This is a genomic window from Streptomyces sp. HNM0645 (assembly GCF_030056615.1).
In the GTDB taxonomy this organism is placed as follows: Bacteria; Actinomycetota; Actinomycetes; order Streptomycetales; family Streptomycetaceae; genus Streptomyces; species Streptomyces marianii.
Window position 1 is genome coordinate 1 of the sequence record NZ_JASHLT010000078.1, and the last position, 9,688, is coordinate 9,688.

The 9,688-nt window shown below is 67.7% G+C and carries 10 protein-coding genes and 2 pseudogenes; 4 read left to right on the forward strand and 8 right to left on the reverse strand.

Annotation, left to right across the window (positions count from 1 at the left end; translation table 11 throughout):
* The first annotated feature begins 9 nt into the window (after positions 1 to 9).
* Both QMZ92_RS34245 and QMZ92_RS34250 read left to right on the forward strand, forming a co-directional pair.
* Entirely contained in the window at positions 10 to 144 is a 135-nt protein-coding gene (locus QMZ92_RS34245; protein WP_283301751.1) for a winged helix-turn-helix domain-containing protein, read from the forward strand.
* Positions 81 to 704 (forward strand): annotated as a pseudogene (locus tag QMZ92_RS34250) (IS630 family transposase); the annotation flags it as partial. The gene QMZ92_RS34245 and the pseudogene QMZ92_RS34250, both read left to right, overlap by 64 nt.
* A gap of 196 nt (positions 705 to 900) precedes the next feature.
* Here the strand turns inward: QMZ92_RS34250 and QMZ92_RS34255 are convergent.
* The 8 genes and pseudogenes from QMZ92_RS34255 to QMZ92_RS34285 form a co-directional block, all read right to left on the reverse strand.
* Entirely contained in the window at positions 901 to 1,557 is a 657-nt protein-coding gene (locus QMZ92_RS34255; RefSeq protein ID WP_283301616.1) for a Crp/Fnr family transcriptional regulator, read from the reverse strand.
* A 942-nt stretch (positions 1,558 to 2,499) separates the two neighbouring features.
* Positions 2,500 to 2,826: a plasmid stabilization protein gene (locus QMZ92_RS34260; protein ID WP_138051449.1), complete on the reverse strand. Its 327-nt coding sequence runs from the start codon at positions 2,824 to 2,826 to the stop codon at positions 2,500 to 2,502.
* Between the two features lie 323 nt (positions 2,827 to 3,149).
* Positions 3,150 to 3,600: pseudogene (locus QMZ92_RS34265) on the reverse strand (L-seryl-tRNA(Sec) selenium transferase); the annotation flags it as partial.
* 248 nt (positions 3,601 to 3,848) lie between these two features.
* Entirely contained in the window at positions 3,849 to 5,099 is a 1,251-nt protein-coding gene (gene fmdA, locus QMZ92_RS34270) for a formamidase (protein WP_283301619.1), read from the reverse strand.
* Between the two features lie 38 nt (positions 5,100 to 5,137).
* On the reverse strand, positions 5,138 to 5,761 hold the full coding sequence (locus QMZ92_RS34275) for an AmiS/UreI family transporter (protein WP_283301621.1): 624 nt from the start codon (positions 5,759 to 5,761) through the stop codon (positions 5,138 to 5,140).
* Between the two features lie 84 nt (positions 5,762 to 5,845).
* The gene (locus QMZ92_RS36650) at positions 5,846 to 6,124 is read right to left on the reverse strand and encodes an FmdB family zinc ribbon protein (RefSeq protein WP_502962204.1); all 279 of its coding nucleotides are present in this window, start codon (positions 6,122 to 6,124) and stop codon (positions 5,846 to 5,848) included.
* Between the two features lie 185 nt (positions 6,125 to 6,309).
* Positions 6,310 to 6,678: a fluoride efflux transporter CrcB gene (crcB, locus tag QMZ92_RS34280; protein WP_283301623.1), complete on the reverse strand. Its 369-nt coding sequence runs from the start codon at positions 6,676 to 6,678 to the stop codon at positions 6,310 to 6,312.
* Positions 6,675 to 7,085: a fluoride efflux transporter FluC gene (locus tag QMZ92_RS34285; RefSeq protein WP_283301625.1), complete on the reverse strand. Its 411-nt coding sequence runs from the start codon at positions 7,083 to 7,085 to the stop codon at positions 6,675 to 6,677. Before QMZ92_RS34285 ends, crcB begins: the two co-directional genes overlap by 4 nt.
* A gap of 214 nt (positions 7,086 to 7,299) precedes the next feature.
* Here QMZ92_RS34285 and QMZ92_RS34290 point away from each other — a divergent pair, with 214 nt between their 5' ends.
* Both QMZ92_RS34290 and QMZ92_RS34295 read left to right on the forward strand, forming a co-directional pair.
* Positions 7,300 to 8,463 (forward strand): NAD-dependent formate dehydrogenase, encoded by a 1,164-nt coding sequence (locus QMZ92_RS34290; protein WP_283301627.1) that lies wholly within the window; start codon positions 7,300 to 7,302, stop codon positions 8,461 to 8,463.
* Positions 8,464 to 8,702: 239 nt separating this feature from the next.
* Positions 8,703 to 9,125 carry a hypothetical protein gene (locus QMZ92_RS34295; RefSeq protein ID WP_349307795.1) on the forward strand — a complete coding sequence of 141 codons (423 nt, stop codon included), beginning with the start codon at positions 8,703 to 8,705 and terminating at the stop codon, positions 9,123 to 9,125.
* Positions 9,126 to 9,688 lie beyond the last annotated feature (563 nt).

A 9,688-nucleotide genomic window follows, 5' to 3' on the forward strand; every position in this document is an offset into this window, starting at 1 on the left:
TCGTATCTGCTGCACCGGCTGGACTGGTCACCCCAGGTCCCCGCGCACCGGGCCGTCGAGCGCGACGAGCAGGCCGTAGAGCGGTGGCGGACGGAGCAGTGGTCACGGGTAAGAGGACGGCCCAGCTCCTGGGCGCGTGGATAGTCTTCGAGGACGAGGCCGGCCAGGACCTGAAGCCCGGCAAGGGGCGGACCTGGTCGCCGCGCGGGCGGACTCCGCTGATCAAGGTGACCGGGAAAGGCTCGGGCCGGGTCCTGATGGCCGGGATGGTCTGCGTCAGACCGGGCCGCGAGACCAGGCTGGTCTACCGGACCCAGACCTACCGGGGCCGTACAGGCGAGAAGAAGGGCTTCCGGGCCCGCGAGTTCTCCAACCTGCTGACCTCCGCCCGCCGGCAGCTCGGCGGTGCCCCGCTGATCGTGGTGTGGGACAACGCCAGCACCCATCACGCCAAGGCCCTGCGGGACTTCTGCGACCGCAACAGCGACTGGCTCACCATCATCAAGCTGCCTCCGTACGCACCCGACCTCAACCCCGTCGAAGGTGTCTGGGCCCACCTGAAGAAGTCCCTGGTCAACCTCGCACCCCGCACGATCGACGACCTCACCACGCTGGTAAAGAACCGCCTGCGTGGCATCCAACGGAGGCCCGAGATCCTCGACGGCTTCATAGCCGAGACCGGACTCGGGCTGGAGCCTCCGTAGCCCTGTCACCCCACCCTTTCAACCTCAGCGTCAGCCTCTTCTCCCGGTACACGGCGCCCGTGGGGGCGGTGACGGTGCCCGTGGCACACGTCCCCTCCCGGCCCCGCCGCCCGCCGTTGATGTGATCTGGATATCGAGTGCCCGGTGCCGTCCGCAGCGTCATATGACGCAACTCCGGGGTGTCACCGGACCTGTGTCAGCCGGAACCCCATTGCGCCAGCCCTTCGGGATCGGTCACGAGCAGCCGGCCGCGGACTGTGGTGACCAGGCCCTCCTCGTGCAGGTCCCGCAGGATGCGGACCACCGACTCGCGCGAGGTGCCGGCTGCCCCGGCAAGATCCTTCTGGGTGACGACGACGGCGAGCGCGCCGGCCGGAGCAGGCACGGGGACACCGTGGGACACGGCGAGTTCCACCAGTACCCGCGCCACCCGGACGCCGGCAGCGTAGGCTCCCTGGTCGGCCCGCCTGCGGTCGGCGTCGCGCAGCCGCCCGGCCACGGTCCGCAGGACCGCGAGCGCCAGTCCGCCGTGCTCCTCCAGCAGCCGCAGGAACCGGCCGGCGAGCACGGACACCCCGGTCACCGGCTGCATGGCGACGGCGCTCGCCGACCGCGGCCGGCCGTCGAGACAGGACAGCTCGCCGAGCAGCTCACCGGGGCCCCGGACAGCCAGCACGCTGGTGTATCCGTTCGGCGACTGCCGCACGACCTTTACCAGCCCGGCGCAGATCAGGATGACGTCGTCCGGACTCGACCCCTCGGACAGCAATGTCTCGCCCCGGCGCCAGGAACGTTCCCGGCCCGCTTCGTGCATGAGTGTCAGTTCGCCCTGCGTGAAGGGAAGCTGCCGCATCCCGTACCCACCCCCTGTGCCACGGTCGCGCAGGCATATACGACTGATATCGAGCGGGGCGACCACGCCTGAACCGGATGCCGGAACATCACTCTTTCCGATGAATCATCAACGTTACGCCTCCACGGGCATGGCCGATGTGATGGACCCCAAGCCCACCGACTCGCGACCGTCTCTCTCCCCCGGACACCGCGAGCGCCCCCGATACCGTGAACGCCGTCATCACCGAGCCGTCCTCCCCCTGGGACGCAGCAACGCCCACGTGGCCGCCGGGGTCCCGCCTCCCCGACCGGCCGGGACGGGCGGAGGAGAGCCGACCACCCACATCAGCACTGTGAGGCCCGCGGAAGCATCGCCTCCTAGCGCAGCGCAACTGGACTACGTACAACGGACAACGTCAGCCCGTCACGGCGGCCACCTGGACGACCACTGACAAGGTGACCGGCCTCGGGGGAGCAGAATGGGGCCCGCCACGCCCCTCCCCCTGCGCGCTCGCCGGCCTGCTTCCGCCAGGCCCGTCTACACCTGTTCGCGCCCAGTCGACGCCGAGCGCGAGGGAGATTCGGAAGCTGGGTGCGGGGGTTCGGCTCGGCCGGCCCAGAGGGCGGCTTGTGTGATCTGGTCTTGTGCCAGCCCGCCTTCCACGGCGAGTGCATAGAGGCTGAGGCCCTGGGACTGAGCGGCCAGCACACGGGCGCCATCTTCCCGGCCCACAGTTCTTCGTCCAGCAAGGGCGGTCGTCGACGGTGCCGACGGGGCCGTCGGTGGCCATGACGGACCAACCGGTCAGGCACATGCCAGGCCGCCGATCGGGGAACTGGAACTCCAGGTGATGGCTCCGCATGTGGTGGGTCATGGGTCCTCGTCCCCCGGCGCGGAAGCCGGCACAAGCGGGGACGGTGACCGACTGCCGCGTGGTGTCTGCCGGGTCGGCGAGGGCGATCAGCGGCCGAGGGCGTCGCGGAGCTGCTCCTTGTTCATGCTGGAGCGGCCCTCGATGTTCTTCTTCTTGGCCTCTTCGTAGAGCTGGTCCTTCGTGGGCCCCTGGGAGCCGGAATGGGAGCGCTCCCCGCCCCGCTGGTAGGCGGACTTCGGATCGCCCGTAGAGGTCTTGCTGGAGGACTTCGCCTCCCCCGACCGTGCCCTTTCCTTGTTGACCGTGCGTGCGGCGATCTCCTTCGCACGGCTCTCGGAAGCGCCGCGCCTTTCGGCACCTTCCTTGATGTGCTCGTACTGACGCTCGCGCTTCCTGCTCGATCCTGCCGGCATGACGCCTCATTCCTTCCTGGTCCCTGGTCCGGGCGGCTGCGCGACCCGGGTACCCGGTAGCGTCTTCCTCGACGCTACCGTCAGCCCCCTCCCACTCCACACCCGTCGGCCACGGTCCGCTACCCGGACCCTCGCCGTGCTCTCCCGCCCTCAACGCCCGGTCCGGAGACGCTGGACGAACTCACCGGCGCGCGCAGCTCACCGCGCCGCACCATCTGGGCTCCCAGGCCGGCCGATGGCTGGGTACGGCCTCGCAGCAGCGTCGTCCTCGACGCTGCCGCAGGGACCTGCACGCCACGGCCAGGGTCAGACCGCGACCGCCCGTCCGCGCCGGGTCGCACGAGGGAGGCACCGGCCCGGAGCTGGGTCTCGGCATCGGGTTCGTCCGGCAGCACGGGGAGTGTGCCGAGCAGGCCGGAGCCGATGTCGACGACCACCGGAACGCCGAGGGGCGTCAGGTCCCCGGCTTCGGCGGTCCGGGTGCATCCGGTGATGCGGAAGTTGGAGGGGTGCGCCTTCAGCACCAAGGCCGTCCCAGGGCCGACCGCGGCGGCGTAGTCGCCGACGGTGGTGCGGTTCGTGGTGCCTACCTCGCGCAGCCGGGCTCCGGTGGACACCAGCAGGTCCGGAAGGCGGAAACCGTCCCCGATCTCCACCATCCCCCCGGCTGATCACGATCTCCTTCCCGGCTGCGAGCGCGGTCGCCGCCGGGACGGGGGCGGCGGTGCCGTTGTTCACGACGTGCACGGCCGCGGCCGACGGCACCCGCTCGCGCCTGGGCTTCCTGGCGGGCTACCTCCCGGAGCTCGCCACGGTCCTGGGATGAAGCGACCGCGGATCCCACGGGGTCACAAGCAGCAAGGTCGCCGTCCGTCGCAAGCCCCGACAGACCGTACCGGCACGGGCATCGGCACATGCGGGACTCGCCGAGAGATCGCCCGGGGCTCGCGGGGACCGGCCCCCTGCACCGCAGGGCCCCGCGGTCCTTCCGACCGCGGGGCCGTGTGGTCGTCCGGTGCGGGTCAGGCGCTGCTCACCGCGCACTTGCCGCGGTCGGCCTTCATCGGGCCTTCGGCGGTGGGCCGGACATCGAAGTCGAATATGGCGGTGGGGACGTACAGCGAGCAACAGGCATTGGGAATGTCGACGATGCCACTGATGCGTCCCTCGATGGGTGCGGAGCCGATGAGCAGGTAGGCCTGCTCTCCGCTGTAACCGAACTTCTTGAAGTACTCGACGGCGTTGAGGCAGGCCCGGCGATAGGCCAGCGTCGCGTCCAAATAGAAGTTGGTGTCGGTGTCGTGGTCGACGGAGATCCCGATGAAGGTGAGGAACTCCGTGTACCTGGGCTCGACGTTGCCCGGGACGAACACGGGGTTGGTGGATATGCCGTACGTCTCCATGCCGCCCTTGATCAGGTCGACGTGGAAGTCGATGAAGCCGCCCATCTCGATGGCTCCACAGAACGTGATCTCTCCGTCGCCTTGGCTGAAGTGCAGGTCGCCTCCGGAGAGTTTGGCGTCCTTGACGTGTACGGGGTAGTAGACCCTCGAACCGCGCGTGAAGTTCTTGATGTCGTGGTTGCCTCCGTTCTCGCGGGCCGGCACCGTACGAGCACCCTCCGCTGCGATGCGGTTGGCGAGGTCGCCGGTCGCCGTGCCGGCGAGGGCGTTGGTGCTGTCCGGAGGTACGGCGAGTGGCGGGACCCGGTTCGGATCGGTGTCGATCAGCGCCTTCTCACGGGTGTTCCATCGGGCGAGCATCTCGGCCGACGGTGCTGTTCCGAACAGCCCGGGGTGAGTGATCCCGGTGAAGCGGATCCCGGGCAGATGACGGGACATTGCCTGCTGCCCGTGGAAGTCCCAAATCGCCTTGTAGGCGTCCGGGAAGTAATCCGTCAGGAAGCCGCCACCGTTGGCCTTGGCGAAGATGCCGGTGTAGCCCCAGTTCTGGCCCGCCATGTCGCCGGTCTGCTGCGGCACGGGACCGAGGTCGAGGATGTCGACGACGAGCAGGTCGCCGGGTTCGGCGCCCTCCACGCCTATTGGGCCACTGAGCATATGGGGGATGGTCAGGTCGATGTCGCGTACGTCGTTGGCGGAGTCGTTGTTGCCTACCTGACAGTCGGTCCAATCGCGGCACTCCACACGGAACTCCGCTCCCGGCTTCACCATCGCGACTGTGGGGATGTCCGGGTGCCACCTGTTGTGCCCGGGAACGTCCTGATCACGCATCGACTTGCTCTGGTCCACACTGAATACCACTTCGGGCATGACAGCTCCTTATTTCCGATCAGGTCACGTTGGTGTGCTCACGTTTCTGACCCCGGAGTCGCAGGGGCAGGTTGCCGGGAACTCCGGGTGAGCGGCCACAGCGCCGCGAACACCACAACGCCGAACACCGCCAGAGCAATGGCGATCTCGGTGGGGTGCTTCCAGTAGCCGGAGAGCAGCAGTCCGGCGGGAATCACTCCGGTGACCCAGCCCTGAATGGCCGTGACCCAGCCCGTGTATTCCCTGAGGGCATCTATCTTGAGACCGAGCAGCAGGAAGAACAGGAACCACAGGAAAGCCCAGTAGAGCCAGATGACGCCGAAGGCTTGGTCCTTGAAGAGCCTGAAGTTCACGAACGCGTATCCCAGGGCCGAGATGGCCACGAACAGCGAGTAGTAGCCGACACCGGTGCTGTCGAGACCGGTGAGCAGGCCAATACCTACGTAGAGGTAGGTGAAGCCGAACAGGTAGATGCCGGACGCCGCCAGGATCTTCATGGGGTCGTCGCCGGCGGTGAAGATGAGGTACGTCGGTGTCAGTACCTGCAGTGCGCCTATGAAGAGGTTGAACACCGCTCCCGCCTTGGCGTCAACCTTTCCGAGAAGCAGCAATCCGTTGATGAAGAGCACCGCACCGACGAAGAGCAGTCCCACGTTGCCCACCGGGGACGCACCTCCTCAAGCCGTATGGAGACGGAACTACCGAAACCCGTCTGACAGCGTTCTCTGCCTTGGCGAATCCCGCCCTCAGGGTCGCGGCAACCGCGAGAGCGCGGGATGTGGGCGACGTGGCACCCTTTCACCCGGCGGCACTTCGGAAACCACTGCCGGGGCGTCACGGGAGCGCTCGTCCCGCTCGTGGAGGGCGGCGACCGTGTGCGAGGTCAGCGCCAGGCCGGGCGAGGAGTACACGCGTCGTGCGGTGCCCGTGCAAACAGGGCAGCCATGACTGGTGGGCGCCGTCCCGATCGCCAACTTCACGTCGAAAGGCCCACAACGGCTGCATAGGTATTCGTAGGTTGCCATCAACAGCCTCCGGGTGCCGGTGGGTGCTGGCAAACCAGATAAGGTGTGGCGGTCGCTCTGATCAGCGTGTGCCACGATGTGCCTTCTTCTTCAAGGAGACGACTCGCGAATCCGCGTGTCAAGTCCCGGACATCCGGGCCGCGCTGTTCCCCGGACGGCGTTCTCAGGACAGTCCGACCGCGGTCTCAGAACGTCCCGGCGGCAAACCCGGCCGCAGCCGCGGGCAATCCCACCGCGACGCTCGACGCGCCATACAGCAGCGATTTCCCGACCCGGCCTTGCTCGCACAGGCGGACCAGTTCGTAACTGAATGTGGAAAACGTCGTGTAGGCCCCGCAGAAGCCGGCACCGACGATGGTCAGGACTTGCTCGGGCAGCCCGTGCCGCGTCCACAGGCCCACGAAGAGCCCCAGGATGAACGAGCCCGTGATGTTGATCAGCCATGTGCCACGCGGAAACGCACCTGGCTTCCGGTACCGCACGTACTGGTCGAGCACGTACCGCGCGACCGCCCCGAGAGCCGCCGCCGCCCCGACACCGAGCAGAGTGATCATCTTGCCCTCCGGAACCAGCCCCCGGTCCGTGCGCGGCCGCTGGTCCAGGTCATTGCCTTCCGACCGACGGCCAGGCCCAGCACGGTGGCGGCCAGGCCGGCGAGCAGACTGCCGAGAACGTTGAGCGCCGCGAGGGTGTAATGGCCGTCGCCCAGAAGGCGATCGGTGTCGACCATCCAAGTCGAGAACGTGGTGTACGAACCGAGGAACCCGACGGCGGCGAACGGCCGTACGTACCAGGACCGCGGCAGGCTCTCCATCACGTACACCAGCAGCAGCGCCAGCAAGAACGCCCCGGACACATTGACGACGAACGTCGTCAGCGGAAACGTTCCCGCAGACGTGGGGAACGCCAGCCCCAAGGCGTAACGGGCCGTCCCGCCCAGCAGCCCGCCCAGCGCGATCACAGCCAGGACACTCCCGGGCACACGGGGCCGGAAGGGCTCGCGTCGAGTCGTCAACGAAACGTCCGCATCTCTATCCACCGGTACACCCGCCTCAATTATCCACGGGATTGCAGGGCCGACACCCACTCGACTATGATTCAAGATCATCGGTGCAGACTCGTTTTCGGGCCCGAACGGTCTACCGGATCAATGGCCACACCGATGGAGGACGGCCATGGCAAAGATCCTTGCGGTGCTCTATCCGGATCCCGTGGGCGGTTATCCACCCGAGTACGCCCGCGACGAGATTCCCACCATCACCGGCTACCCGGGCGGTCAGACCGCGCCGACCCCGCAAGCCGTCGATTTCACCCCGGGGCAGCTCCTCGGCTGCGTATCGGGGGAACTGGGACTACGCCGCTTCCTGGAGGAACGCGGCCATACGTTCATCGTCACATCCGACAAGGAAGGCAGTGACTCCACGCTCGACCGCGAGCTGCCCGACACCGACGTGGTGATCTCGCAGCCATTCTGGCCCGCCTATCTGACCCCCGAGCGGATCGCCGCGGCTCCCCAGCTCAGACTCGCGATCACGGCGGGGATCGGGTCGGACCACGTCGACTTGCCGAGCGCCATCTCGCACGGCATGACGGTGGCGGAGATCACCTACAGCAACAGCATCAGCGTGTCCGAGCACGCCGTGATGCAGATTCTGACCCTGGTGCACGACTACATGGCCGCCCACGAGTGGGTGACCACGAAGAAGGGCTGGAACATCGCCGACGCCGTCGCGCGCAACTACGACATCGAGGGCATGGACGTCGGGGTCCTGGGCTCCGGCCGTATCGGCCAGGCGGTGCTCCGCCGCCTCAAGCCGTTCGATGTCAGGCTGCACTACAGCGATGTGCACCGGCTGCCCAAGGAAGTCGAGGAGGAACTGGAGCTGACGTATCACCCCGACGCCCGCTCGCTGGCCTCCTCGGTCGACGTGCTGTCGATCCATACCCCCCTGCATCCGCAGACGCAGAACCTCTTCGACGACGAGCTGATCGGGGTCATGAAACGCGGCTCGTACATCGTCAACACGGCACGCGCGCTGATCGTCGACCGGGACACGGTGGTGCGGGCCCTGAACAGCGGCCAGCTGGCCGGTTACGCAGGTGACGTGTGGTATCCACAGCCACCACCACCCGACCATCCCTGGCGCACCATGCCGCACGAAGCGATGACACCGCATGTGTCCGGTTCGACCCTCTCCGCACAGGCACGCTACGCGGCCGGTACCCGGGAGATCCTCGAGTGCTGGTTCGACGGACGTCCCATCCGCCCGGAGTACCTGATCGTCGACGGCGGCGGTCTCGCCGGGACCGGTGCGCGGTCCTACACGGTCACCGGATAACAAATAGCAGTCGCGGACAACAAATCAGCGGAAGATTCCGCGAAGGATCCACATATGCGGCGAGTCCCCGTTTGCCGCTGTGAGCGGACTCACGCCGAATTCACTGGACGGGCGCGCGCAAGGGTTTTAGCGTCTTTGAATAGTTTGTTCTTTCACTATGCGAAGGCACCGGCGCCGCGCATACTGTTTCGCAGGTGAACAAGGCGAAGGAACGCCGGGAAGGTGGGTCAGTGAGCAGCATGGACGCCGTGTGGGTTCGGGGCGTGAACGGCATTCAGTTGCATCACGTGACCGACCTTCAGGATGCCGGCAGATTTCTCGGGAACGCAGCGATGGCACTGCGCGCCGCACACGTGAGGACGGGCGCCGACCGTTACGTCGGACTCGCCACAGAGCTCAAGGCCCTGGTGGAGCGGGTGCGGGAGTTGGAGGACGAGGCGCGGTCGAGCATGCACGACCTGCATTCCAGCGACCCCGAGCGGTTCGCCCGCTGCCGGGACGGCCACGAGCCGTGGCCCGGCGAGATTCCGGCGGGGTTCATTCCGCGCCACACCTGCAGGGACGAGTGCCTGTACCACGACCGCGACGTCCTCAACGCGATCATGCAGTGCACCTGCGGCCGGCCGCCTTGCCAGGCGTGTGAGATCGGCGGGCCGCTCTGACGCCCCGGCCACACGGCACCCCCAGGAACCGCCTCGGCGGCCGCAGCCGCACTGCGCGCTCCGCACGGCCTGCCGCAGGCCGAACCTGGTCTGCCCGAGCCTCTCGCGTCGCTCCGGCCTCTGCCCCGTCCTCAGGTGTCAGCTGCCCCATGTCCTGACAGACCGGAGGCACGCACCCAACTTCCAACGGTGCATGATCTCCGACTACAGCATCGGCACACCGCGAAACCACCGCGCCCGACTCGCCCTCCGCTGAGTGCAGAGCCTGGCCAATCGCGTGGACAGCGGGCAGCGGTATGCCCACGTCCCTTCCCGGCCGCGACCCCGTCCCCCACCGCCTTCCGCCGCGCCGAGGTTCGCGCCCTCCGCGCTCCTGCCCGGTCAGGCCGGTCTCGGTGCGCAGCTCGCCGCACCGGTGCCCGGGTGCGCGGGATGCCCGGTCAGTAGGACCGTGCCGGTGCACTGCCGTACGGCGCCAGGAAGTGGAAGGCACGGTCCCGGGGCCTGGTACAGGAACAGGGACGTGTCGCTCAGCTGGAGCGCGTGGGTCAGGCCGGGGGCGA

Excerpts from the sequence above, each read along its gene's own strand:
- QMZ92_RS34255 (WP_283301616.1), bottom strand. The coding sequence starts at position 1,557 with ATGCGGCAGCTTCCCTTCACGCAGGGCGAACTGACACTCATGCACGAA.
- QMZ92_RS34260 (WP_138051449.1), bottom strand. The coding sequence starts at position 2,826 with ATGCCGGCAGGATCGAGCAGGAAGCGCGAGCGTCAGTACGAGCACATC.
- fmdA (WP_283301619.1), bottom strand. The coding sequence starts at position 5,099 with ATGCCCGAAGTGGTATTCAGTGTGGACCAGAGCAAGTCGATGCGTGAT.
- QMZ92_RS36650 (WP_502962204.1), bottom strand. The coding sequence starts at position 6,124 with ATGGCAACCTACGAATACCTATGCAGCCGTTGTGGGCCTTTCGACGTG.
- crcB (WP_283301623.1), bottom strand. The coding sequence starts at position 6,678 with ATGATCACTCTGCTCGGTGTCGGGGCGGCGGCGGCTCTCGGGGCGGTC.
- QMZ92_RS34290 (WP_283301627.1), top strand. The coding sequence starts at position 7,300 with ATGGCAAAGATCCTTGCGGTGCTCTATCCGGATCCCGTGGGCGGTTAT.
- QMZ92_RS34295 (WP_349307795.1), top strand. The coding sequence starts at position 8,703 with ATGGACGCCGTGTGGGTTCGGGGCGTGAACGGCATTCAGTTGCATCAC.